24 protein-coding genes are annotated in these 25,035 nt (G+C 63.4%); 16 read left to right on the top strand and 8 right to left on the bottom strand.

Features of this window, described 5'->3' with window-relative positions; translation table 11 throughout:
• The first annotated feature begins 39 nt into the window (after positions 1-39).
• The 5 genes from Q0C23_RS04955 (at position 40) to metE (ending at position 5,736) form a co-directional block, all read left to right on the top strand.
• The gene (locus tag Q0C23_RS04955) at positions 40-1,191 is read left to right on the top strand and encodes a homoserine O-acetyltransferase (RefSeq protein WP_291511277.1); all 1,152 of its coding nucleotides are present in this window, start codon (positions 40-42) and stop codon (positions 1,189-1,191) included.
• A gap of 5 nt (positions 1,192-1,196) precedes the next feature.
• On the top strand, positions 1,197-1,796 hold the full coding sequence (gene metW, locus Q0C23_RS04950) for a methionine biosynthesis protein MetW (RefSeq protein ID WP_367273185.1): 600 nt from the start codon (positions 1,197-1,199) through the stop codon (positions 1,794-1,796).
• Positions 1,797-1,815: 19 nt separating this feature from the next.
• Positions 1,816-2,472, top strand: a complete 657-nt coding sequence (locus Q0C23_RS04945; RefSeq protein WP_291511275.1) for a glutathione S-transferase family protein — start codon at positions 1,816-1,818, stop codon at positions 2,470-2,472.
• A 13-nt stretch (positions 2,473-2,485) separates the two neighbouring features.
• On the top strand, positions 2,486-3,280 hold the full coding sequence (gene ubiE / locus Q0C23_RS04940) for a bifunctional demethylmenaquinone methyltransferase/2-methoxy-6-polyprenyl-1,4-benzoquinol methylase UbiE (protein ID WP_291511274.1): 795 nt from the start codon (positions 2,486-2,488) through the stop codon (positions 3,278-3,280).
• Between the two features lie 104 nt (positions 3,281-3,384).
• Positions 3,385-5,736: a 5-methyltetrahydropteroyltriglutamate--homocysteine S-methyltransferase gene (gene metE, locus Q0C23_RS04935; protein WP_291511273.1), complete on the top strand. Its 2,352-nt coding sequence runs from the start codon at positions 3,385-3,387 to the stop codon at positions 5,734-5,736.
• Positions 5,737-5,832: 96 nt separating this feature from the next.
• Here metE and Q0C23_RS04930 read toward each other — a convergent pair whose 3' ends face one another.
• The 3 genes from Q0C23_RS04930 to Q0C23_RS04920 form a co-directional block, all read right to left on the bottom strand.
• Positions 5,833-6,747, bottom strand: a complete 915-nt coding sequence (locus Q0C23_RS04930; protein ID WP_291511272.1) for a hypothetical protein — start codon at positions 6,745-6,747, stop codon at positions 5,833-5,835.
• Between the two features lie 118 nt (positions 6,748-6,865).
• Positions 6,866-7,432 carry an ATP/GTP-binding protein gene (locus Q0C23_RS04925; protein WP_291511271.1) on the bottom strand — a complete coding sequence of 189 codons (567 nt, stop codon included), beginning with the start codon at positions 7,430-7,432 and terminating at the stop codon, positions 6,866-6,868.
• An 81-nt stretch (positions 7,433-7,513) separates the two neighbouring features.
• Positions 7,514-7,903, bottom strand: coding sequence for a hypothetical protein (locus Q0C23_RS04920; protein WP_291511270.1), 390 nt, complete (start codon positions 7,901-7,903; stop codon positions 7,514-7,516).
• Between the two features lie 156 nt (positions 7,904-8,059).
• Between Q0C23_RS04920 and Q0C23_RS04915 the strand changes: the two genes are divergently transcribed.
• Both Q0C23_RS04915 and Q0C23_RS04910 read left to right on the top strand, forming a co-directional pair.
• Positions 8,060-8,452, top strand: a complete 393-nt coding sequence (locus tag Q0C23_RS04915; RefSeq protein WP_291511269.1) for a glycine zipper domain-containing protein — start codon at positions 8,060-8,062, stop codon at positions 8,450-8,452.
• Between the two features lie 74 nt (positions 8,453-8,526).
• Positions 8,527-9,045 (top strand): hypothetical protein, encoded by a 519-nt coding sequence (locus Q0C23_RS04910; RefSeq protein ID WP_291511268.1) that lies wholly within the window; start codon positions 8,527-8,529, stop codon positions 9,043-9,045.
• Here the strand turns inward: Q0C23_RS04910 and Q0C23_RS04905 are convergent.
• Entirely contained in the window at positions 9,039-10,769 is a 1,731-nt protein-coding gene (locus Q0C23_RS04905; protein ID WP_291511267.1) for a penicillin-binding protein 2, read from the bottom strand. The genes Q0C23_RS04910 and Q0C23_RS04905 overlap by 7 nt on opposite strands.
• 224 nt (positions 10,770-10,993) lie before the next feature.
• Between Q0C23_RS04905 and Q0C23_RS04900 the strand changes: the two genes are divergently transcribed.
• Positions 10,994-12,058, top strand: coding sequence for a septal ring lytic transglycosylase RlpA family protein (locus Q0C23_RS04900; RefSeq protein WP_291511266.1), 1,065 nt, complete (start codon positions 10,994-10,996; stop codon positions 12,056-12,058).
• A gap of 48 nt (positions 12,059-12,106) precedes the next feature.
• Here the strand turns inward: Q0C23_RS04900 and Q0C23_RS04895 are convergent, their stop codons facing one another.
• From Q0C23_RS04895 to mrdA, 3 genes are all read right to left on the bottom strand, one after another.
• Entirely contained in the window at positions 12,107-12,406 is a 300-nt protein-coding gene (locus tag Q0C23_RS04895; protein ID WP_291511265.1) for a superinfection immunity protein, read from the bottom strand.
• The gene (gene kch, locus Q0C23_RS04890) at positions 12,403-13,638 is read right to left on the bottom strand and encodes a voltage-gated potassium channel protein (protein WP_291511264.1); all 1,236 of its coding nucleotides are present in this window, start codon (positions 13,636-13,638) and stop codon (positions 12,403-12,405) included. Before kch ends, Q0C23_RS04895 begins: the two co-directional genes overlap by 4 nt.
• Before the next feature lie 230 nt (positions 13,639-13,868).
• The gene (gene mrdA, locus Q0C23_RS04885) at positions 13,869-15,716 is read right to left on the bottom strand and encodes a penicillin-binding protein 2 (protein WP_291511263.1); all 1,848 of its coding nucleotides are present in this window, start codon (positions 15,714-15,716) and stop codon (positions 13,869-13,871) included.
• 159 nt (positions 15,717-15,875) lie between these two features.
• Here mrdA and Q0C23_RS04880 point away from each other — a divergent pair, with 159 nt between their 5' ends.
• The 4 genes from Q0C23_RS04880 (at position 15,876) to tolB (ending at position 20,804) form a co-directional block, all read left to right on the top strand.
• Positions 15,876-16,664 carry an outer membrane protein assembly factor BamD gene (locus tag Q0C23_RS04880; protein WP_291511262.1) on the top strand — a complete coding sequence of 263 codons (789 nt, stop codon included), beginning with the start codon at positions 15,876-15,878 and terminating at the stop codon, positions 16,662-16,664.
• Between the two features lie 151 nt (positions 16,665-16,815).
• On the top strand, positions 16,816-18,306 hold the full coding sequence (locus tag Q0C23_RS04875; RefSeq protein WP_291511261.1) for a Do family serine endopeptidase: 1,491 nt from the start codon (positions 16,816-16,818) through the stop codon (positions 18,304-18,306).
• An 11-nt stretch (positions 18,307-18,317) separates the two neighbouring features.
• Positions 18,318-19,493 carry a D-alanyl-D-alanine carboxypeptidase family protein gene (locus Q0C23_RS04870; protein WP_291511260.1) on the top strand — a complete coding sequence of 392 codons (1,176 nt, stop codon included), beginning with the start codon at positions 18,318-18,320 and terminating at the stop codon, positions 19,491-19,493.
• A gap of 3 nt (positions 19,494-19,496) precedes the next feature.
• A complete protein-coding gene (gene tolB, locus Q0C23_RS04865; RefSeq protein ID WP_291511259.1) occupies positions 19,497-20,804 on the top strand; it encodes a Tol-Pal system beta propeller repeat protein TolB in 1,308 nt (435 codons plus the stop codon).
• Between the two features lie 53 nt (positions 20,805-20,857).
• Here the strand turns inward: tolB and Q0C23_RS04860 are convergent, their stop codons facing one another.
• On the bottom strand, positions 20,858-22,051 hold the full coding sequence (locus Q0C23_RS04860; RefSeq protein WP_291511258.1) for a TDT family transporter: 1,194 nt from the start codon (positions 22,049-22,051) through the stop codon (positions 20,858-20,860).
• A 115-nt stretch (positions 22,052-22,166) separates the two neighbouring features.
• Between Q0C23_RS04860 and Q0C23_RS04855 the strand changes: the two genes are divergently transcribed.
• From Q0C23_RS04855 to rpmA, 4 genes are all read left to right on the top strand, one after another.
• Positions 22,167-23,075, top strand: coding sequence for a LysR family transcriptional regulator (locus tag Q0C23_RS04855; protein WP_291511257.1), 909 nt, complete (start codon positions 22,167-22,169; stop codon positions 23,073-23,075).
• Positions 23,076-23,213: 138 nt separating this feature from the next.
• Complete coding sequence (locus tag Q0C23_RS04850) at positions 23,214-24,203, top strand: hypothetical protein (protein ID WP_291511256.1); 990 nt, start codon at positions 23,214-23,216, stop codon at positions 24,201-24,203.
• A gap of 222 nt (positions 24,204-24,425) precedes the next feature.
• On the top strand, positions 24,426-24,737 hold the full coding sequence (gene rplU, locus Q0C23_RS04845) for a 50S ribosomal protein L21 (RefSeq protein WP_291511255.1): 312 nt from the start codon (positions 24,426-24,428) through the stop codon (positions 24,735-24,737).
• Between the two features lie 11 nt (positions 24,738-24,748).
• On the top strand, positions 24,749-25,012 hold the full coding sequence (rpmA, locus tag Q0C23_RS04840) for a 50S ribosomal protein L27 (protein ID WP_291511254.1): 264 nt from the start codon (positions 24,749-24,751) through the stop codon (positions 25,010-25,012).
• Positions 25,013-25,035: the final 23 nt, after the last annotated feature.

Below are 25,035 nucleotides of genomic sequence, written 5' to 3'. Positions count from 1 at the left end.
CACCTTTACACTCGACGGGTTCCGTTGACCAGGATGGCCATGCCCGCTGTCATTCCCACCGATTCCGTCGGTCTGGTACACGCCCAGACGGTCGATTTTTCCGATCCCCTGACTCTGGAGTGCGGTCGCACTCTGCCCGGCTATACCCTCGCCTATGAGACTTACGGCGCGCTCAACTCCGCGCGCAGCAACGCCATCCTGATCTGCCACGCGCTGTCCGGTGACCACCACGCCGCCGGCTACCACAGCCTGGAGGATCGCAAACCAGGCTGGTGGGAGACCATGATCGGCCCCGGAAAACCCATCGACAGCGAACGCTTCTTTATCGTCTGCAGCAACTTCATCGGTTCCTGCCGAGGCTCCACCGGCCCTGCCAGCATCAACCCCGCTACCGGCGAACCCTGGGGCCTCGATTTCCCCATGGTCACGGTGCGCGATTGGGTGCGCACCCAGGCGGCCCTCGCCGATCATCTGGGTATCGCCCAGTGGGCTGCCGTCATCGGCGGCAGTCTCGGCGGCATGCAGGTCCTGGAGTGGGCCATGCTCTATCCCGAACGCCTGCGCCACGCCGTCGTCATCGCCGCCGCGCCGCGTCTGACGGCACAGAACATCGCCTTCAACGAGGTCTGCCGCCAGGCCATCATGACCGACCCCGATTTCCACGAAGGCCGGTACTACGCCCACGGCACCAAGCCGCGGCGGGGACTGGCTCTGGCGCGCATGATCGGCCACATCACCTACCTCTCGGACGACGCCATGCGCGCCAAGTTCGGTCGCGACACCCGCAACGGCAAGGCCTTTTCCTTCGGCTTTGATGTCGATTTCGAAGTAGAGAGCTATCTGCGCTACCAGGGCTCCCGCTTCGTCGAGCAGTTCGACGCCAACAGCTATCTCTATATCACCAAGGCCCTCGATTATTTTGATCCGGCGGCCGCGCACGGCGGGGATCTTGCTGTGGCCTTTGCGCCCATCCGCGCCTCGGTGCTGGTGATCTCCTTCAGCACCGACTGGCGTTTTTCTCCCGAGCGCTCGCGCGAAATCGTCCAGGCTCTGTATCGCGCCGGACGCGAAGTCAGCTACGCCGAGATCGAGGCGGCCCACGGTCACGACTCCTTCCTCCTGGCCGTGCCCCAGTATTTGGAGGTCATGTCTGCCTATCTGCAACGCGTTGCCGAAGAGGGACGCGCTTGAGTGCACTGCGTCCGGATCTAGCGGTCATCGCCCAGTGGATCGAGCCTGGCAGCCGGGTACTGGATCTGGGCTGTGGCGAGGGCGAGCTCCTAGACTACCTGCGCCGGGAAAAAGGTGTCACCGGCTACGGTGTGGAGCTCGAGGACAGCCGAGTGGTAGCGGCCCTGCGTCGTGGCCTGCCCGTCATTCAGCAGGACCTGGACGCCGGTCTGCGCCAGTTTGCCGACGGCAGCGTCGATACTGTGGTACTATCCTTGACACTGCAGGCGGTGCGTTACCCACGCGAACTCCTGCTGGAGATGTTGCGCGTAGGTCGCGAGGGCATCGTCACCTTTCCGAACATGGGTCATTGGCAGGCTCGGTGGCAGCTCGGGGTGGCGGGGCACATGCCCGTCACGGACGCCCTGCCGCACCATTGGTACGACACCCCCAATATCCACCTGTGCACCATCCGCGACTTCGATGCCCTGTGCCGCGCCAACGGCATCGCGGTCCGCCAGCGGGTAGTGCTGGACGATCGGCGGCGCAGCAACTGGGCGATCCGCCTCCTGCCCAATCTGTTCGGGGAGGTGGCGCTCTACCGCTGCACACGGGGGACCGGCTGAAACGAGACAAGGAAATCGCATGCCACTGGAATTGATCAGCTTCCCTCTGTGCCCCTATGTCCAGCGCTCGGTCATCACGCTCCTGCACAAGGAAGTGCTCTTCACCCTGACCCACATCGACCTCGCGCACAAACCCGACTGGTTCCTGCAGATCTCGCCCATGGGCAAGGTACCGTGTCTGCGGGTGGATGACGATGTCGTCCTCTTCGAGTCCCAGGTCATCAACGAATACCTCGATGAGACCACGCCCCCGCCCCTGCACCCCGCCGACCCTCTGGAACGGGCCCGCCATCGATCCTGGATCGCCTTTGGCGGTGAGGCTCTGGGTGATCAGTTCCAGATGATGGTGGCGCAGGGCGAGGAGCGCTTCACCGCCGCCCATCGCCAGCTTTTCGAGAAGCTGGAACGCCTGGAGGCGGCTGCCAGCGACGGGCCCTTCTTTGCCGGCGAATCCTTCAGCCTGGTGGACGCCGCCTACGCCCCTCTGTTCATGCGCATGGAAATCCTGCACAGCCTGCGCCCATTGCCACGCTGGGAATCCTTGGGCAAACTGCGACGGTGGGCGGCGCACCTGCTGGAGCTGCCGGAGGTGGCCGCGTCGGTGCAGCCGGGTTTTCCCGAGCAGATTCGCAACTATCTGAGCGAGAAGGGCAGCCTACTGCTGCGCTCAGCCTGACCGGAGACGAGAGATGACCGAAAACGATGCCAGCGAGACCAACACGGCCAGCGGGCAAGAGCTCGTACCCGTGACCCATTTTGGTTACCAGGAGGTACCGGAACCCGAGAAGGAGGCGCGCGTTCGCCAAGTGTTCAGCAGCGTGGCGGAGCGCTACGATCTCATGAACGATCTCATGTCTCTGGGCATCCACCGCCTGTGGAAGCGCTTCGCCGTCGATCTTGCCCGCCCGCGACCGGGGCAAACGGTGCTGGATCTCGCTGGCGGTACCGGCGATCTGGCAGCGCTTCTGTACCGGCGCATCCAGCCCAACGGCCACATCGTCGTCTCGGATATCAATCCCGACATGCTGGCGGTGGGCGAAAAACGTATGGCGGACAAAGGGATGCTGGCCGGTGTGGAGTTTGTGGAAGCCAATGCCGAAGCGCTCCCCTTCCCCGACCGCTCCTTCGATCTCGTCACCCTCGCCTTCGGCATCCGCAACATGACCCATCCCGAACGGGCCCTGCGCGAAATTCACCGGGTGCTGAAGACCGGTGGACGGGTGCTGGTCCTGGAGTTCTCCCACCCCCGCTGGCCCGGCCTGCAGAGTCTCTACGATCTCTACTCCTTCAATATCCTGCCGCGCCTTGGCGAAATGATCGCCAAGGATCGCGAGAGCTACCAGTACCTGGTCGAGTCCATCCGCCGCTTTCCCGATCAGGAAACCTTCCGCGCGATGATGGAAGACGCGGGGCTGGAACGCGTCGATGTCCACAACCTCTCCGGCGGCATCGTCGCCATCCACCGCGGCTTTCGCTTCGACTGAGCCCCGACCCATGAATTTGCTTCATGGGTCGTCCGAATAAAATACCCTTGAGATTGCCCCATCCTCGGGGCATCATGGCCGCAGCTTTGGCATAGGAGAAGAGCATGACTCGGGTCCACAATCTGGGTTTTCCACGTATTGGACACAAACGCGAACTCAAGAAGGCCCTGGAGTCCTTCTGGTCCGGCGAGATCGACGGCGAGGAGCTGGAAGCCCGCGCCGCCCAGCTGCGCGAACGCCATTGGCGTATTCAGCAGACCTGTGGTGTCGAACTCATTCCCGTCGGCGATTTCAGTCTTTACGACCAGATGCTCGATATGAGCTGCACCTTGGGCGCCATTCCGCCCCGCTATGGCTTCAACGCCAAGGAAGTGGATCTCGCTACCTTCTTTGCCATGGCGCGCGGCTCCAGCAGCCAACCGGCCATGGAGATGACCAAGTGGTTCGACACCAACTACCACTACATCGTCCCGGAATTTCACGAAGGGATGCACTTCGCCCTGCGCAGCGAGCGGCTCTTCCGGCAAGTCCGCGAAGCCCAGGGCCTGGGTATCACTCCCAAACCGGTCCTCGTCGGCCCCATCACCTACCTGTGGCTGGGCAAGGAGAAGGATCTGGCCGCTGAGGCCGCCCATGCGCCGCAGCACCACCACGACGACAGCGCCTGCTGTGGGCACGGCGCCACCAGCGGCCCCGCGGGCTTTGACCGGCTCTCGCTGCTGCCGAAGCTCCTGCCCGTCTACGGCGAAATCCTGGCGCGCCTGCGCGAACTGGGGGTGGAGTGGGTGCAGATGGACGAACCCGCCCTGACCCAGGATCTGCCCCAGGAGTGGCTGGAGGCCCTGGACCGGGCCTATGCCGAGCTTGCCAAAGCCGTCGGGCCCAAGATCCTCCTGGCCACCTACTTCGAGTCCGTGGCCGACCACGCGAAGCGGCTGATGGCGCTCCCGGTAGCGGGTCTGCATCTGGATCTGCGCCGTGCCGCAGCACAGCGGGACGTCTTTCTCCCCCATTATCCAAAGGACAAGATCCTGTCCCTGGGCGTCGTGGATGGTCGCAACGTCTGGCGCGCCGACCTCGACGCTGCCTTGGAGCTGATCCAGCCCGCGGCGCAGGCCCTGGGCGAACGCCTTTGGCTCGCCCCCTCCTGCAGCCTGATGCACAGCCCCGTCGACCTCGAGCAGGAGACGGAGCTCGATGCCGAGCTCAAATCCTGGCTGGCCTTTGCGGTGCAAAAGCTGGACGAACTCGCCGTCCTCGCCCGCGCCACGGATCACGGCATCGCCGCGGTCCAAAGCGCCTGGGACAGCGCCAGAGCCGCAGTGGCCTCGCGCCGTTCCTCGCAGCGCATCCATAACGCCGCAGTTGCGGCACGTCTCACTGAGCTGGGCAAGGACGAGGGTCATCGGCAGCACCCCTATCCGGTGCGCGCCACGGCCCAGCGCCAGCGTTTTCACCTGCCCCTCTTTCCCACCACCACCATCGGCAGTTTTCCGCAGACCCCGGAAATCCGCAAGGCGCGGCTGCTGCACCGCAAGGGCGAGCTCTCCGATGCCGATTACCGCAAGGCCATGGAGGCGGAGATCGCCCACGTGGTACGGGAGCAGGAGCGCCTCGACATCGACGTGCTGGTGCACGGTGAACCGGAGCGCAACGACATGGTGGAGTACTTCGGTGAGCAGTTGGCGGGCTTCGCCTTCACCCGCCACGGCTGGGTACAGAGCTACGGTTCCCGCTACGTCAAGCCGCCTTTGATCTTTGGCGACGTCTCCCGTCCCCACCCCATGACCGTGGATTGGGCACGCTACGCCCAATCTCTGAGCAAGCGCCCCATGAAAGGCATGCTCACGGGTCCCGTGACCATCCTGCAATGGTCTTTCGTCCGCGACGACCAGCCGCGGGAACGCACCGCCCTGCAGATCGCTCTGGCCATCCGCGACGAGGTCAAGGACCTCATAGACGCCGGCATCGGCATCATCCAGATCGATGAACCGGCTTACCGGGAGGGCCTGCCGCTCAAGCGCAAGGATTGGGATCAATACCTCGCCTGGGCTTCCCGCGCCTTCCGGATCTCAGCGCAGGTAGCACCCGACGACGTCCAGATCCACACCCACATGTGCTACTCGGAGTTCAACGATATCCTGCCGGCCATCGCGGCCATGGACGCCGACGTCATCACCATCGAGACCTCACGCTCACAGATGGAGCTCCTCGATGCCTTTGCCCACTTCCAGTATCCCAACGAGATCGGGCCGGGCGTCTACGATATCCACTCGCCGCGAGTGCCGTCGGAAGCCGAGATGATCAATCTACTGGAGAAGGCCGAACGGGTGATACCGGCAGAACGGCTCTGGGTCAACCCCGACTGTGGCCTGAAGACACGCAAGTGGCCGGAGGTAACCCCGGCCCTGGAGCACATGGTCGCCGCCGCCAAGGCCATGCGCAAGCGTCACTGATGGGGGGAGCCGCGCGGGGCGGCTCTCGCGTACCCCCGCTGTCCGGAGCGCCCCTGAGGAGCAATCCCCAGGGGCTTTCCATTTCCGGGAAGCGCCTCAGTGAGGCAGCTTGGGTGAGATCTGCAGCCGTCGCGAGGCCGCCAGTTGGCGCAGCTCTTCCCGGTCACCGTCCCAGTGCTCCAGGGTCTGCCACAAGGGATGTGGACCAAGGTTCAGGCCGGCCTTCAGCATCCGCTCGCGCAGTGTGGCCATGGTGCCGCCCAGAGCCAGGTAGAGAAGAATGAGCCCATCGATGAAGCCCTCCAGATCCCGTTGGCGATGGGTGATCCGCAGCAGTTCGGCATAGAGGGGTAAGCGCAGAGGTTCTTCCAGAATTGCGGCGTGGAGCACCGAGACGGCGTATTTGGGGTCCGGATTACGAGACACCAGAGCCAGGGCCTTGGCGGCCGTCATGGGCTCTTCCACACCCTCCCCCGGTGTGGGTATCGGGATACCCAGTTTTTCTGCCAGGACCAGCAGCTCGAGGTTGCCCGGATCCCGCTCCAGTCCCTCACGGATCTTGCCACGCCACCAGGTCGGGCTCTGTACCCCCAGCTTCTCCCCCAAACTCGCCAGGAGTTCGGTATAGGCGTCGAGGTCTTCCAGAGCGAGATAGGCGTCCAGAAGTTGATTGATGGCACGGGTATCGTCCGGGCGCAGGTCCACGTACCAGCGCAACACGGTGGCCGCCTGAGAATAATGGCCATACTGCATGTAGATGGCGGATTCCTTCAGCAGATCGTCGACGCTGAGGCTCTCTTCTTCTATCCCAGCCGCCGCTTGGGCGCTGGTCGCGGCGACCGTGGATCCCGCACTGGGGGAGGCCTGCTCCGCTTGCTTCGCCTGCGCCACCGAAGAACCCTCGGCACGGGGCGCTGGCTCGCTTTCCCGATCACGCTTTCGACGTGCTCGCAGGCGGATGTAGACCTCCACCGCCAACAGGAGCACGACTACGATTTCCAAAACCAGCATCAATCCATCCATGCGTCCCGGTCCGTTTGGCTTGGGCCTTGGTAGATTAGTCGACGACCGCCATTTCTGCAGGACCGGTTTCGGCTAGGCAGGCGACTCCCCGGAGTCACCGAATCGATCAGGCGAACTGCCGCCCATTCGTCGCGCCCGGGACCATCTCGGCCAGAAGCAACCTCAGTAGGTGCAGCACCTGCGGGCGGTCGCGCACATCCGTCGGCGCCAGCCGCAGACGCAGATCACCGTGACGCAGATAAGGCGGCATCTGCAGGGCCTCGCGTTCTTCCGGCGCAAGCTTGTTGAGACCCACCACTACCGCTGGCCGCTTCAGGTAGGGCAGGATCTTTTCCAGATAGAGGTGCAGCGCGGCGATGGGCTCGGGCTGACGCACGTCCAAGAGCACGATGAGTCCATCGGTGTTGCGCCCAAGAATCTCCCACATGAACTGGAAGCGCTCCTGCCCCGGGATGGCATAGACGTGTACGCGCTCCGGTCGGTCCGGACAGGATATGACGCCATAATCCATGGCTACGGTCGTCGTCTTTTTTTCAGGATCACCCTCCGCCTCCGAGTGACGGGCGTCCGTCGTCAGCGCCTGACCATCAAAAAGGCTCTGCAGGGCCGTGGTCTTACCCGAGCCCACGGGACCAGCAATGATGACCTTGCGAACGGGTGCTACTTCCTCCATGACCCACCTCAGACTGTGCCGGGCATGAGCTCGGGCCACACGGGCCGCTGCCTTTCTACCCTCTAACCGGTATTAGAAGGATTACCCGGGTCTGGCAATGGCCTCACCCACGTATTTGCCCATCCAGTGCTCGATTTCCTGGACTTCGCGGAGGTGCCCATACAGGCCAATCTTGGCACTGAACTTGGTCACCGCCGCGCCCTCACTGTGCAAGGTGATGAGAATGGCATCGCCACTACTGGTGTATCCCCGCACTTCCGTGGTTCGGGCATCCACAGACTTGACCCCCGAAAACCGCATCCCTGCAGCCGGTAGAGCGCGTTCCGCCGCCTGCGTCACCACCGCCAGTGAGGCCGGATAATACGTGTAGTAGGGTATCGGATTGATTTGCGGGGCTATGGTAGAACTGCAGCCCGCGAGCGCTGCCGAGAAAAATAGCGCGCCAAGCAGTCCTGCGAGAGTATTTTTCATGAGATTTACCTTTCCGTAGATGACGCCAGCCAGAATTTTCCCAGCGCAATCGGGGACTCGCCGAGCGCCGACACGAACGAGTATACTAGGTGTCGGGAATTGTCTGAACCTTAGCGGATCCACGGACCGATTACCATTCTGAAGGGAGCACTGGACATGAAGACAGCACGTTGGGCCCTCGTCACCATCCTGCCCTTGATTCTCGCGGGATGTGCCAACAACCCCTACGCCTCCGATCGTACCACCGCCAACACGGCTGGCGGCGCCCTCCTAGGCAGTATCGCCGGCGCCGTCATCGGCAATCAGACCGGTTCACCTCTGGCGGGCGCTGCCATCGGTGCCGGGATCGGCGGTCTGGCCGGCTATGGGATCTCCAAATCCCAGGAGCAGAGTGCGCCGCCCGCGCCACAACCCGGCTACTACGCGCCGCCACCGAGCAACGTCCAATGCCCGCCAGGCTACGTCTGTACGCCGACGGCTCCACAATATCAAAACCCGACTCCACCACCGCCATCCTGCCCGCCGGGTTACACCTGCACCACGCGCTGATGCCCCAGCCTGCCAGCCCAGCGCCGGACACGGCCGCCGAAAGCTCCCGGAAAGCCCACTGGGTAGAGGGGAATTTGGATGGCGCGCGCCCGGTGCCCTGGTGGCGGGCACCCGGGATCGTCCTGGCCGCGACAGCGGATGGGCGCTCTGGCGGCGGCCGGGTCTGGTGCGTGCGAGCACACAGCAGCGAGGATGCCGCGGTAGCGCAACTGTACTTGGCGCTGCCCCAGCCCCCCCAGCCTAAAGCCGCTTTTCTGGTGCAGGGGGGCGACATACTCCTCGTTACCCAAGACGGCGGAACGCTTCAGCCCAAGCTGCTGCGTCCCGCTGCCGTCCTTACAGTGCTGCGCCGCGAGTGGCTTCTCAGCCTTTTCCTGTTTGGCCCCATTCTCGGTGTTTTTCTCGTCAACCTCATATTTGGTATGCCGAGCTTTCTCTGGTGGTCTGCCCTCGGGGTACTGATCCTGTCTCTGGCGGTCATGGCCAGCCTCATCCGCAACGACCTCAAGGAGTTGCGGACGTGGGTAAGGCGTCAACGGCGACTTGCGGACGCCGCTCTGCAGGCGTCGGAGCACTCACCCACAGCTCACTGACCCCCACCCTCGGACCAAATTTCTGCCTGCGCCAGCGTGATGCGTGGCGCCTTGAGCGAACAAACCCGCTTGCCGCACCACAGGGGCGGCACGTCCATCTCTTCCAGTGCGTGTTCCATGGTCACCCGAAACACCGGCGCCGCCTCCACGCCACCAAAATTCCAGAATTTGTCGCTGTCTCTCAGGGTCACCGCCATCACGAGACGCGGATCCCGCCCGGGGGCGAAGCCCACGAAGGTAGCGTTGGTACGGTGGTGGAAAAAGCCGTCCTTGCCATTGGCGATATCCGCCGTCCCGGTTTTACCCGCCACCTGGTAACCCGGAATGGCCGCCAATATGCCCGTGCCATTGGGCTCTGCCACGCTGCGCAGCCAGCGGCGCAGATCTGCGGCCACCCAGGCGGGCATGACCCGCCTGCGTTTCAGGGGCTCGCCAAGCATCAGCTGTGGACGCACGTGGTAACCGCCATTGGCGATGGCCGCGTAGGCGTCCGCCAGCTGCAGGGTCGTCACCGACACCCCATAACCTATGGCGATGGTGGCGTGGCGCGCCTTGCCCCAACCCTGCCAAGGCGGCAGCACCCCGCCGGTGGCACCGGGCAGGCCCAAGCTGAGCTCGCGCCCAAAGCCTACCGCACGGTACATGCGGTAGATATCCTGTCGCGGGGTACGCAGGGCGATCTTGGCGGTACCGATGCAGCTGGAGTACTTGAGGATGTGCTCGATATTGAGGACATGGTGCAGGACATCGTCGGTGATGGGGTAGCCCCCGATCCACAACGGCTGCGACACATTGAATCGCGCCGATGGCGAGACACTGTGACTGGCGAGGGCGGCGGCGATGGCAAAGGGCTTCATGACCGAACCCGGCTCGAAGGCCTGGTGTATCGCATTGTTGGTAAAATCCGCGGCACTACGGCAACTGGCCAGGTCGTTGGGATTACAGCTCGGAACACTCACCATGGCCAGAATCTGGCCATTGCGCACGTTCATGACCACCGCCGAGCCGTTGGCCGCGCCAAAGTGCTTCTGGGCAGCGCGCAGGGCGACATAGGCCCAGTACTGGATCTGCGGACTGATGGTAAGGCGGATGGGCGAGCCCGGGTGCGCCAGAGCCTCCACGCGGGCCACCTGAAGCACCTGTCCGCGGGGATCCAGCAAGGCCTGCTCCCGGCCACTCTGCCCGGCCAACCAGCCATTGAAGGCCATTTCCAGACCACCGGCACCGCGGTGCGCCTCATCGAGAAAGCCGACAAGGGGCTCTGTGACTGCTCCCAGCGGGAAATAGCTGCGGCTACTGGGGCTGACACCGACACCGGGGAGATGCAGGGCGCGCACCGCCCGGCCCAGACTCGGCGGCACTTGACGTCGCAGATAGGCGAAGTCGGCACCACCGGCGCGCAGAAGCTGGGCGAGTTCGCCGACACGAAGGTGCAGGGTCCTGGCCAAGGTCTGCCAGCGACTGCGCTCGCTCTCCAAGACCTTGGGGTCCGCCCAGATGGTCACCGCCGGAACATTGACGGCAAGAGGTTCACCGTTACGGCCGAGAATGATCCCCCGCTGGCTGCTGAGGGGAAGTGTGCGCAGATAGCGCATCCGTCCCTGATCGCGCAGACGATGGCCGTCCTGAACCTGCAAGACGAAGTCGCGCCCGAGCATGGCCACAAAGCCCAGCAGTACGACGGCGACGAACCAGCGCGCGCGAGCCGATGGCAGCGGTCTCACCCTAGACTCCGTTGCCCGGGTGGAACAGGATACAGCGGTATGTGCGGCATAGGCGTTTTGTCTCTCGGGATGGCGACTGAGACCCGCGCGAAGAAAAAAAGTTGCCGGCTCCGCCGCCATCCTGGCAAAGCAGTGGAAAAAGCAGATATAACCCCTTATCCCACTTGAACTTTATAGCATGCTCGCCCTACAATCCAGAAATTCCGGTGCGGGAGAGGAGAACCATGCCGACACCATCGCCCACCCCTCTGTGGCGCTTCGGCGCCTTCGCTGTCGCGCTCACCGGGCTAGCTGGCTGCGCGAGTCTTCCCGCACACCAAGGCGCCGCCAGCGCGCGCGCCTACCACGCGGCGCGGGTGGGTGCGGCATTTTCCAATGGCGAAGTCTGCTATGCGCCATCTCCGGACCTGCAGGCAGCCTACAATCAACCCTACGAAATCAACGGCCGCTGGTATCATCCCCTGACCACGGCTCGTGGCTACGACGTGCGCGGCATTGCCTCCTGGTACGATCGCGCCTCTTCCAGCAGCGTCACCGCCATGGGCACGGCCTTCCACCAGAATGCCCTTACCGCTGCCAGCCGGGTGCTGCCCCTTCCCTCCTGCGTGCGCGTCACCAATCTCGTCAACGGCCGCAGTGTACTGGTTCTGGTGGACGATCGCGGTCCTTTCGTTGCCGGTCGGGTGATGGACCTGTCCCTGGGCACTGCACACGCCCTCGGCATGGTGACGCAGGGCACCACGCCCGTACAGATTCAGGCCGTTGCCAACAGTCCGGTGACACCGACCGTGGCTACCCCGCAGCTGACCCAGGTACGCAGCAGGACTCCGCCTCCGACGCTGGCCACGATTACCCCAGTCCAGGTGCCCCAGGAGGCCGCCTCGCCGGCCGCCCAGGCGCGTCTGCAAGCCGTGGTAGAGGATGCTTTCGCCAGCAATCCGGCCCGACCCGTGGTCGTGGCACGCCGGACGACTCCGTTGCCGCAGACTCCGGAGACGCAGACACCCGCGCATGAGGAGCCTCCCAAAGTCCGGCACTGGCCAAGCGCTGCGCTGCAACCAGCCCTCTATTTGATCTCCGCCGACCCCATGGACCTTGCCCACGCACGGGAAGAACAACATCGACTCCGGGAGTTCGGCATCAGCACAGCGCAGTTGGTGGCCGTCGATGGCCACAGCTACGCCGTCAAGATCGGCCCCATGGCCCCGACCAGTAGTCCCGAGACCTATCTGCGCAGTCTTCGGCGCCTGCGTCTGGGAAGCTTTACGGTCAGCCGCGAAAACGGCTGAGCGCGCCGCGTCAGGAAGCGCCTGACGGCGCAATCCGTCCTGATCGATTCAGGAGAGCGGTGTGCCGTCGGCACGAAGCCTGCGCAAGCCCGCGTGCGACTCGCCCACGAGGGCCCAGATCAGCAGCACCACCCAGGCGATACCGGACCAGCCGAGGACGATGTCGAGGACGAGGATCCAGAGACTGTGCTCGTGGTGGCGTGCACCTGCGACTATGGCTGGGATGAAATAGAGAAAAAGCGCCAGCACCCCGCCCAGCACCCACAGCAGCACGTGCAGGAAAATACTGCCCACGGCGAGGCCGAGCAAAGCCAGGAACACGATGAACAGGGCCAGGGCAGCACTCACGCCCGCGCCTCCTCGCCGAACATGCCCGAGAGAATTTCCTCGCCCGCAAAACTCTGTCCGCTGAGACTCTGGATGAGCACCCGCCCACCCAGCACCTGCGGCGCGATGACCAGATCGACGCCGGTCTTGCGCAGACGGGCGACGTTGCGCACTTCATCCACCGCAGCCACCGTCTTGCCATCGACGCCCAGATCCTTGGCTGCCAGGACGATAAAGGCATTTTCGCTGTCGTCACTGCGCAAGGCCAGTACACCCAGGGCTTGCAATGCACCCGCCTGACGCAGCACCTCGGGATCGGCGGGGTCACCGATCATGAGGTCGGCCTCCTCCATCCAAAGGTTCTCCGGGCGATGCGGGAGCAGCACCAGCACAGGCAGGTGACGCTCTCGCAGCGCTCGATAGGTGTTCTGGGCCAGGGCATTGTCGCCCACCAAGAGGTAATGATTGCGGCGCTTGGTTTTCTTTTCGCCCATGAGCAGCCTTTGCATCCGGCCACTGACGAGCGGCACGATCACCGCCGAGATAGAGGTAGCAAAGACGGTGATGCCGAGCAGGATGATGGACACCACAAAGAGTCGCGCGTCCTCACTTTTCGGGACGATGTCACCGTACCCCACGGTGGACATGGTGACCACCGAAAAATAGAGCGCCGTGACGAGATTATCGATCTTGGGCGAGAAGCCTGCCCCCAGCACGTAGGCACCGAACACGGCGTAGCTCATGAGCAGCAACACCGAGACTACCGCAAACAGGCTGCCCGCGGCGACGCTGGAGCGCGCAAAATGGTGACGGAAGATGAGCAGGGCCAGGAGAATGGCGACGTTGAAAACCATCATCCCGTTCCAGGTCCAGCCATACTGATGCACCAGCAGAGCCAGAGTCACTGCGGCGAGCAGCAGGGTGATGACCCAGGAGAAGCGGGACCGAAACAGTAGGCCAAAGGCCATGATGAGCAGGACGATACCGGCCACCAGCTCCGGTACGGTACCCAGAGCCGAGAGCAGTGGCACCTGAGTCAGGCTGGTGGAAGGGGTAATGACCTGCAGCTCCGGAAACACCTTGGCAAGGCTGGGGAGTGTTTCCAGCACCGATAGGCCGCCCAGCAGGCCGACGGCCAGTGCCATGGGCACGTGTGGAAACCAGTGCTCCAGGTGCAACGCGGCCTGCACACGCGCGCCGGATCTAGCCCAGCGCTGCCACCACGAGAACTGGATCAGTTCAGGTACTTTCAAATGAGATCCTCCCGGATTGGGGGCGGATCGGATTCAGTGGGGATGCTGATCCTTGGTGTCTTTGCCGAAGGTGCTGCGCATGGCAAAAAACACGGCACCGACCCACATGCCGCCCAAAACGATAAAAGTCGCGTAGAACATGATAGCAGGATCCTCGATAAAATTTAATGATAATGAACTTTGCGGCTATTGGCACGCGTTTATGACCAGATTTTTCTGCAGAGGTTCCCTTAGCCAAAGGCCTGGGCTGGATTCACGACGATATTGGTGAAGGTCTTGATCTTCAAATGGGGCTTGAGGTAGGCAAGAAAGGCCGCACGAGCCACGGGCAGGGCCTGCCAGGCGTTGGCACCGCCATCCTCCACCACGGCCGCCACGGCGATGCGCGGATGGTGGTAGGGTGCCCAGCCGATGAACAGGGAGTCGTCGTTGTAGACCGTACGACCGTCCTTGAAGGCGACGGGGACTTCCGCCGTACCGGTCTTGCCCGCCATGGACAGTCCCGGGTAAGACACCGCTTGGCAGGTACCCCGGGTGACACAGGCGTGCATACCCCGGCGCACCGCTCGCAGGGCAAAGGCCGGCAGGTGCAGATTCTTGGCGGGCGGCACGGACAGCAGGGTACGCCGTCCGGTGAGTGGGTTGATCAGCGCCCGGGCCACGTGCAGATAGGGCAGCCTGCCGCCGTTGGCAATGGCAGCAACGGCCCGCACGAGCTGCAGGGGCGTGACCAGCAGATAGCCCTGACCGATGCCGAGGATGATGCTGTCGCCGGTATACCAGGGTGCGTGCCAGCGGCGTTCTTTCCACGCCGGCGTCGGCACGAAGCCCGGACTGCTGCCCGGGGTATCGATAGGTGCCGGACGGCCGAAGCCAAAGCGCCACAGCGCCTGGTCCTGGCGTTGGATGCCCATCTTCATGGCCAGCTTGTAGAAAAAGACATCGACGGACCAGGCGAGCGCCTTGGTCAGGCCGGTTTCACCAAATCCGGCCCGATACCAGTCCCAATAGACGTGCCCTCCGACCCGCAGGAAACCCGGGCAGTAGGTGTGAAAATTGGGACCGATGACGTGGTCCTGTAAAGCCTGAAGGGCGTAGAAAGGCTTGATGGTAGAACCCGGCGGATAGAGTCCCTGAGCAACCCGATCCACCAGCGGCCGTCCCGGTTGGTGCAGCAGCGACTGCCAGTGCCGCTGGCGGATGCCGTTGACGAACCAGTTGGCGTTGAAGCTCGGATTGCTGACGCTGGCCAAAACCGCACCGGTGTTGGGATTGATGGCGACCAGTGCACCCCGATAGTGGTAGCGACGCATGACCCGCGCCACCGCCCGTTCCACCCGCAGGCGCAATGTCGTCTGCAGGGTGTCGCCGGGAGTAGGCGGCACTGTACGCAACTGCGCGACCGGGTCACCCAGGGCGTTGACCTCCAGGATGCGATATCCGAAGCGACCGCGCAGATCGCGCTCGAAGGCATATTCCAGACCCGTGAGGCCGACGTGGCGGCGATAAAGATACTTCTGCGGATCGAAGCCTTGCAGATCCGCCGCCGTAACGGGCCCCACATAGCCCACCACATTGCTGAACAGGGGCGAGTAAGGGTAAAAGCGATGCCAGCGTACCGCCAGGCCGACGCCCGGAAAATCCTGCGCACGCACGGCAAAACGGGCCATCTGCGCCGGGCTCATCCGCGACATCAGGAGGCGCGGCAGATAGGCGGGCTTGTCGTCCAAGGTCGCCAGTAGATGCTGCATCCGCTGCGGCGGGATGGGGAAGAGTCTTTCCAGACTCGCCAGGGTTTCGTGCAGGTGGTGCACCTCGTCGGGGATGAGCTCAAGCACATAGCGGGCTCGATTGCCCGCCAGAACCTGTCCGTGAGCGGCCAGTATCAGCCCCCGCGCCGGCGCCAGCGGTACGATGGCACTGTGATTGGCCTGCGCCATCTGGCGGAAGCGTCGGTAATGCAGGACCTCCATTCCCACGATCCGACCCAGGAGCACCGCAAAGAGTGCGGCCAATAGCAGCACCGCCAGAAACAGTCGGCGACGAAAGGGAGTGGGAGACGAGGGGAGCTGCGGCATGCTCGCTCTGAGCGGCAAAAGCGCGATCAAGTTCCCCGGGAGGGGGCGCCATCCACCGGGAACTTACCACCGGGCCACACCGTCGAAGTGTCCGTTGCCGCGCATGCAGGATCGTGCCGCGCGGACCAAAACCAAGATTTGGATCAGCCGCAAAAAACCATGAGTCGCATAATTAGCAACACTGTAAATATTAGACTACTGCGTGGCGCGTCGTCGGCGGCCCTGGTGCTCGCCACCTGCGCCTGTGCCGGCAGCCCGCACCCCCACGCGCATGAGGCGCGGTCGGCCGAGGCCATGTTCCGACCCGGCAAAGCGGCTCTGGACCGTGGCGATTACGACCGCGCAGTCCGTGATTTTCAGAATCTGCAAGCGGAATATCCCTACGGCCCTTACGCGGAACAGGCGCAGCTGGATACCGCCTACGCCTACTACAAGCAAGGCGATTCCAAGGCGGCCGTGGCAGCGGCCGAGGCCTTCATCAAGGCACATCCGGTCAACCCCCACGTAGACTATGCCTGGTATCTCAAGGGCTTGGCACAGTACCAGGCCATCGAGGGAGCGGAGTTCAATCCGCAACCGGATTATGCGGCCCTGCAGACCTTCCGCTACCTGGCCGAGACTTATCCCAAAACCGCCTACGCCCTCAGCGCGCGCCTGCACATAGCCAAGATCATCGACATCCTGGGGGAGCGGAATCTGCGCATCTGCAAGTTCTACTTCATTCGCCACGCCTACGTTGCCGCAGCCAATCGCTGTGTACGGGTCATTCGCGACTATCAACTGAGCCCGGCGCGCAACCTTGCTCTGTACTACCTGGCCCGGTCCTACCGTCACCTGGATCTCATGGCTCTGGCGCGGACCACGGCCATCATCCTGCACCGCAATGCGCCCAGCGCGCCACAGACACAAAAACTGCGCGCACTCTGGCAGCCGTCGGCCGAGCGTTAAAGCCATGCTGACGCAGATCGTGGAGATCATTCTCATCACCCTGGCCATCTTCGCTTTTGTGCTGCCCGCCGCCTGGACCCTCGATCGCCTCTGGCAGCGTTGGAAGCAACGCTGATCGTCCCTTCACCTTACGCATCAGGAGCTAGCAATCATGTCCCAGAGAAACTCCCTTCCTCGTCCGCGGTCCCTACTGATAGCCGTCAGCGCCGCCGTCATGGGCTTTGCCCTCGGCGCCGCCGGCTGGGCATTGGCCGAGGACAACGGGGCCTCGACGCCCGTCACGGTCCCGAGTGTTGCCCAGGCCGCCCAAGCCAAGAAGATGGTGGATCTGCCGAGCTTCACACCCATCGTCGACAAGTACGGCAATGCCATCGTCAAGATCGACGATTCCGACACGAAGATCGTCGGCGGGCAAAATATCCAGAATCCGTTCCCGAAGGATTCGCCCTTCTACCAGTTTTTCCAAGGTTTCCCCGGAGCCCAGCCACCGCAGAAAGAGAAGATGGAGGCCCTGGGTTCCGGCTTCATCATCTCGCCCAACGGCTACATCGTGACGGCGGGGCACGTGGTGCGCGGTATGCACCATATCATCGTCACCCTCACCAACCACCGCGCCTACCCCGCCAAGGTGGTGGGCCTGTCGGTGCGCTACGACACCGCGCTGCTGAAAATCCCAGCCCACGATCTGCCCACAGTGCAGCTGGGCAATTCCAATGATCTCAAGGTAGGGCAATGGCTGCTCGCCATCGGCATGCCCTTCGGCTTCTACAACACCGTCACCCAGGGCGTCGTCAGCGCCCTGGATCGTTCGCTGCCCCACGACGATGAATATATTCCCTTCATCCAGAGCGATGTGCCGATCAATCCCGGCAACTCGGGCGGTCCCATCTTCAACATGGAGGGCCAGGTCGTGGGCATCAATGACCAGATCTATACCAACGATGGCGGTTACATGGGCCTGTCCTTCAGTATCCCCATCAATACCGCCATGCGCGCCGTGCATGCCTTCATGGAGCACAAGAAACTCACCTTCGGCTGGCTCGGGGTGGATGTGCAGGAGGTCAGCCCCCAGATGGCCAAGGCTCTGCATCTGAAAGAGCCCGTGGGCGCGCTCATCGCCTCGGTCCAGCCGCACGAGGCAGCGGCCAAGGCTGGGCTGCGCAGCGGCGATGTCATCGTTACCTACAATCATATCCCCATCTATAACGTGGGCCAGCTGCCACCCCTGGTGGGCGACACCCGCCCGGGCAAGACCGTGCCGGTGGGTATCCTGCGTGATGGCAAGCCCGAGACCATCGAGGTCAAGGTCGGGGTAATGCCCGTCAAGATGCGTCATGCCGAAGCGGTCAAGACCGCGGACATTCACCGGCTGGGAATCCGCGTCACGACCCTCGGACCAAACGAGATGAAGGAGCTGGGCATTCACCACGGCGTGGTCATCGAAAGTGTGTACCCCGGCCCAGCGGCAGAGATCGGCCTGACGGCGGGCATGGCCATCCAGCAGATCGATCAGCAGGAGGTCACCAGCCCCGAACAGCTGGCCGAGATCGTCAAACACCTGCCGAGCAACGAGCCTATCCCCATGCTGGTGCGCCAAGGACAGGAGAGTCTCTACGTCGTCGTCCACCTGCCCCGGCATTGAGGGGTCCCGGAATGAACCGACGATCCCCCTCCACCCACCGGCGTCGCGCCCTGGCCGGCCTCACCCTCGCTCTCGGTGTAGCCGCAAAGGCGCTGGCCGGGACGATGGTAACGCCGGCGCTCGTGCCGCCACCGCCCGCCCTTGCCGGAGTCAAGAGCTACGTGCTCATGGACTTCCGCACGGGCGCGATTCTGGCGAGCAAGGATCCGCAGTTGCAGCTGCCACCCGCCAGTCTCACCAAGCTCATGACCGCCTACCTCAGCTACGGAGCCCTGGCCGACGGGCGCCTGCGCTGGCATCAACGCATCCCAGTGAGCGATGTCGCCTGGCACACCGGCGGTTCGAGCATGTTCATCCAGCCCAATCTGCCCGTCACGGTGGACCAGCTCATGCACGGTCTGATCATCGACTCCGGCAACGATGCGGCCGTCGCCCTGGCGCAGGCGGTGGCGGGCAGCCGCGCCGCCTTCGTGGCGGATATGAATGCCGAGGCGGCTCGGCTCGGCTTGAAAGGCGCCCACTACACAGACGTGGATGGCCTTCCCGACCCGGGTCTGCACCTGTCGGCCATGAACATCGCTCAGCTCTCCCGCGATCTCATCGCCCGCTACCCGCAGGTGCTGCAGATCTCCCGCATCCACTATTACCGCTACAACCACATCACCCAACGCAGCTGGAATCCGGCTCTCTTCGGCCATCCCCACGTCGACGGCCTGAAAACCGGCCACACCCACGCGGCGGGTCACTGCATGGATACCACCATAGACCGACACGGCCGACGCCTCATCGCCGTCGTCATGGGGGCTCCCAGTTGGCCTGCGGGTGTCCACGACGTCATGCGCTTGTTCGACTATGCCTATCGCTTCACCCACGATCACGAATTGCTCAAGGCCGGCCAGATCGTCGGCAACTACCGGGACGATGCCCTGGATCCCGATCATTTTCCAGTGAAGGCGGCCCAGGCCGTGTGGGTGAGCACCTTCGTCGGTCAGGCGCAGCACATTCAGCGCGTGCTGCACTACGACCAGCTGGGGGGACGGCCGGTGACAGTGGGTATGCCCGTCGGCAGCATGCGCTTTGAACTGAATGGCAGGGTATTGGCACGGACTGCACTGCTGGCGGCAGCCCCTGCCCAGCCCGCAGGAACTCTCGGCACCCTCTGGAATCGTATACGCGCGGAGCTCTGAACCATGGCAGCTGAACCTTCCACGCCTTGCAAGCCAATGCGGCATCCACACCTGCGCCGCAGCGTACTGCTGTGCGGCGCTCTGCTGCTGGCACCGACGGCCCAAGCCACTTTGCTGGTGCAGGTCGCCAAGGCCGTCAGTAGCAGCGATCCCGTGGCCGTCCCACGCTTTGGACCGGCACCGGCAGGCCAGCCAACCATTGCCCAGATCGTCCGTGAGGATCTGCGTTACAGCGGCTATTTCCGCCTGATTCCGCCCGGCCTTTACCCAGCCGACCCGCATCGACCGCAGGACCTGCAAGCGGCGCCCTGGGCACACACCGGAGCCCTGACCTTGGCACTGGGCTCGGTACGGTCCAGCGGACAGCACTACCGCGTGCAGGCGTACGTGGTGAACCTTTTGGACGACCGGGTCATTGCCGCTCGCCGCTTTGATGGCGATGCGGCAAGCTACCACCAGATAGGCCAGGACGTCGCCAACCTGGTCTACCGCGCCGTCACGGGTCATCCTGGTCCCTTTCGTGGGCACATCGCCTATGTCGATGCGCAGGACGGGCAGTTTCGTCTACAGGTGGCTGCCAGCGATGGCTGGAATCCACGCACGGTTCTGCGCGGGCGCATTCCCGTCATCTCGCCCGCCTGGTCACCCCGGCACGGGCACCTGGCCTATGTCAGCTATCGCCACCAGCACTCCGTCATTTATATCCAGAACCTGCGCACTGGCCGACGGCACGAAGTGCCCGGGCAAGGCGCGGCACTGAGTGCTCCGGCCTACTCTCCCAACGGCCGCTACCTGGCCTTTGCGCGCGTCTGGGCTCATGGTCGTACGGAAATCGTTCGCCTCGACCTGGCCAATGGGCGAGAACGGGTGCTGACCCGCGAGGGGACCGTCAATACCAGTCCTGTGTGGACGCCCAGCGGACGGCACATCCTCTTCGTCTCCAACCGCGACGGCAGCGCCCAGATATTCCAGATGGACCGTGGCGGCGGGCAGGTACAACGGCTGAGCTTCGCCGGGGGATATAACGTATCTCCGGCCATCTCCCCCAACGGGCGCTGGATCAGCTTCATTCACGCCGATGGCGGCGTGCTGAGTCTGGCCGTCATGGATCGTCAAGGCCGTGATCTGCGGGTGCTCTACGACGGTGCCAACTGCGAACGTCCGAGTTTTGCCCCCGACGGGCGCCTGCTGCTTTTCAACACCCACCATGGCGGACGCAAGGTCCTGGCGGAAATTGCCATCAACGGTAAAGGACTGCACTTCCTGAACCTGCCGGGACAAGCCAACGAGGGCAGCTGGGATTTCCTCTAGAGCTTGGACTTAACGGCCCCGCCCCAGGTCTTCTCCGTCGACGCCGCCGTCGCTCAGCGCCGCAGGCTGGCCATGAGGTCCGGGCGCTGGCTGGTTGGCGCAGCGTCCTCGACACAGGCTGGCGAAGGCAAACCCGTCTCCTGCGAGAGACAAGGAGCACGGAACAGGGCCCCAGTCCACATACCCACAAAGCTGCGTTGGGTAACGATCGCCCAAAAACCGGCCAACAGGACCGTGAAGATCGCGCCGAGCAGGGTCAAGGGGGCAAACCCGGTCACTTCTGCCAGGCCATAGGTGGCAGCATCGAATACCCCCAAAGGAAAGGTGAAGCCCCACCAGCCCATGTTGAAGGGCAGACCTTCCCGCAGATAACGCAGGGTAAAGGCCGTCGCCATGGCCATCCACCACAGACCAAAGCCCCAAAGTACCAGGGCGACCAGAATGCCGGCCAGCTCGCCGAAACCGGCCATGGCCGCCAGGGGCGTCTGCGCAAAGGCAAGGACATCGGCCTTGCCCAGGGTCAGCATGGCAAAGGCGCCGGTTCCCAAAGGGCCAAGGGGCAACCAGGCCGACACCGCCATGTCGCGATGGGGAAGCTTGTGCAGGGTCAGGCGCAACAGCAGTATGGCCAGCACCGCCAGGGCCAGGAGCACGGAGATGCTCCACAGCACATAGCTCACATAAACGACGGGACGGGCCACTACCGGGGCCAGATGCTGAGCCAGGAGACCGCCGCTGGCCGCGCTCACCTCCGGCGGAACGATAGGCAGCAACCAGGCCGCCGTCATCCTTTCGATGCTGTGCTCGTGGGCCGTGAACATGAAAAAGGGGATGAGCAGTGCCGAGATCAGGGCCATGATCACATCGATCCACCAGAGGGTCTCGGCAATGGCAAGCGTCTGCGGCGTGACCGTCCAGAAATCCAGTAGACCATTGATGATGGTCGCAAATCCCATAGGGATGGCACCGATGAAGAGGGACTGCACCGGATGGTCGAAGAGCCGCACGAAACTGTGGCGGTAGAACAGCGCCCGGCCCACGAACAGGGCACTGAACAGGGCGAAGAAAAAAACGTTGACGATCCACAGCCCACGAGCGATCTCCAGTTGCCCCCAATGACCGTAGGGAAAAGCGGCCAGCATCAGCGCGAGGATGCCCGTGCCCATGTTGGCTGCAAACCAATTGGGCGTGAAGTGACGGACGATCTCGCGGGGATCGCGACCTGGGGCAGCGGAAAGCGGTCTCATAGCTGCAATACTCCCTCGTCGAATGACTCTGCAAAGCATAGGCCCTTGCATTCCCGCGGACCAATGACGAATATGGATTCATGAAATTCGTTCATCTTATTTCTTGAGCCACCGCATGACCCGTTATCGCATCGACCCTGCCCTCCTCCTCCTCTGGACCCAGGTAGCACGCGCCGGCAACCTGCACGTTGCGGCAGAGGGGCTCTTTCTCACCCAACCGGCCATCTCACACCGCCTCAAACAACTCCAGGAGCGGGCCGGGGAGCCCCTCTACCGGCGTGCCCGCCACGGCATCGTTCCGACACCTTTGGGCCTGCGCCTGGCCAAGATGGGCGAAAAGATCGAACTCGCCCTGGAAGAGGCAGAGCATCTGTGCCAGTCCACGGAAGGGCTGCTGCGCGGCTCTGTCCGCATTCTCGCCAGCAACAGCAATGCCGAGCTCCTGCTCCCGGGAGCTCTGGCGCGTTTCCGCAACGCCCACCCCGGCATCCATCTGCGTTTGACCACCAGCAACAGTCGTCAGGCACGCCTGCACCGGGACGAAGCGGATCTGGTCTTCGTCGAAGACGATCTCCCCGAGCCGCGGGAAGCGCGCTGGGTACAGGAATGCCTACTCAGCACCCGCATCGTCCTGCTGCTGCCCGCCCAACACTCCCTCGCCGCGACGCCAGGCCCCATCCAATTGCAAGACCTGCAAGAGAGCACCCTGATCTGGCGGGAGTCGGGCTCGGGTATCCGTGAGGCGGTGCTGCAGGCCTTTCGTGAGCTCGGCCTGTTTCCCGAGATCCGCTTCGAGCTCAATGGGCTCGCCGCCATCCGCGACGGCGTGCGGGCCGGACTGGGCCTTGCCTTCGTCAGCGCTACCCAGAGCAGCGAACCCTCGCCTGGCCTCATCACGCGGGAACTGAGTCCGAGGATTCCCCATCGGCTGGCGGTTCTCTATCGCGATCCACTGGATCGTGCGAGCGAAACCCTGCTGCAGCATATCCGCGAAGCGATCCCCGCCCTGGTATCCTCGGAATGACCGCGGACAGAAGTCCGGCGGGAACTCGCACTATTTGGATATCTATATGTCTTTTATATATTTTTTCGGATATTGAGTGACGCGTGTGGCGGCACGTGTTAGCATCTTGTCCTTGATAATCCGAGAACAAGGAATCCCATGTCCAACTCCGCATACATGCCCTCTACGGAATTGCGTCGCGCCTTCGGGGCGATCCGCATACTTTTTGGTATCGTCTGGCTCATCAATACGTATCTGCAGATGAATCCCGCATACACTGCCCACTTTCTGGGCAGCCTGTCGGCAGATTGGGCCGCGGGACAACCCAGCTGGCTCGCAGCCTACGGTCATTGGACGGCACACTGGGTCGCAGCCATCGGCGCCCATCGGGTAGCCGGGATCACCGTGGCTCTCGACGCCTTCCTCGCAGCGTCCCTGATCAGCGGCCTGGGACTACCCTTTTTCGCCTGGGTAGGCGTCCTCTACAATCTCTGGCTGTGGAGCACCGTGGGTGGCCTGGGGGGACCCTACACCGCCGGCGCCACCGACCCCGGGACCGCCATCGTCTATGCCCTGGGCTTTCTCACCGTTCTCTGGACGCGCAGCTGGGAGGGTCTCAGCCTAGCCCGCGCGCGGCCCCAGGCCATCGCGATCACTCACATGCACGCGGCGCGGATACTTTTCGGTCTGCTCTGGGCCTTCGATGCCTTCTGGAAATGGCAGCCCTATTTCCTGACGCATGCCGTCACCTACCTCCAGCAGGCAGAGCCGGGCGAGCCCGCCTGGATCGTTGCCTATATCGCCTTCTTCATCACCCTCATCCAGCTGGTAGGACCGATGGTCTTCGGCCTTTTTGCCGCCCTTGCCGAGAGCCTCATCGCCCTTGCCCTGATCTTCGGACGCGGCCTGCGCTGGATCATTCCCTTGGGTCTTGCTTACAGTATCGGCCTGTGGACCACGGCCGAGGGCTGGGGTGGTCCCTACCTTCCGGGGGCGACGGCCAATAAGGGCGACGTGCTGGGAACCACCAACATCTACGCCATCGTCTTTCTTTTCCTCGCTGCCTGGGTTTATCTGGGTCCGAACCGGTCGCGGGTCACTCGCAACGAGCGGACGATGACGGCGACGGATGCCAGCGTACCTGGCTGAGAACCTCACCCCCCGCTCGATGCAGGCGTTTCTGTGGGGGGTGAGGGGCACATCCCACCGAATCGGGAAGGCTTGGCGGAGCGACCATAGCCCTGACTTGGTCTGGATCCATTCAGGACAAAAATGTGTGGGCAACCGGGCAGCTCCTTGACCTTTTGGGCTTTTCCTTTTATCCTACGCGCCTTTTCCGGAATACCCGAGTTCTCTTTGCTGGAGGTTCTGATGTACGCGGTGATTGAAAACGGTGGCAAGCAGTATCGTGTCGCGGTGGGCGACAAACTGCGGCTCGAAAAAATCGAGGCGGAACCCGGCAGCGAACTCACCCTCGACCGCGTGCTGATGCTGGGCGAGGGCAGCGATGCTCGGGTCGGCACCCCTACCCTCAGCGGTGCACTGGTCAAGGCTACGGTCCTCACGCAGGGACGTGCCGCCAAGGTCCACATCTTCAAGATGCGCCGGCGCAAGCACTACCGTAAGCAGCAGGGGCATCGCCAGTACTTCACCGAAGTGCGCATCACCGGTATCGAAGGCTAAGGAGAAACAGCATGGCACACAAAAAGGCAGGCGGCTCTTCCCGTAACGGCCGCGACTCCGAATCGAAGCGCCTGGGTGTAAAGCGCTTTGGCGGCCAAGCCGTGATCGGCGGCAATATCATCGTGCGTCAGCGCGGCACCCAGTTCCACCCGGGGACCAATGTGGGTATCGGTAAGGACCACACCCTCTTTGCACTGAGTGACGGGGTGGTACAGTTCGAACGCAAGGGCCCGCGCCATGTGCGTACGGTCAGCGTCATCGCCCAGGCGGACTGAACGCAGGCCCCAGCCGAAGTCCA

The sequence above is a fragment of the Acidithiobacillus sp. genome, assembly GCF_023256195.1.
GTDB lineage: Bacteria > Pseudomonadota > Gammaproteobacteria > Acidithiobacillales > Acidithiobacillaceae > Acidithiobacillus_A.
This window is presented reverse-complemented; position numbering and strand designations above follow the sequence as displayed.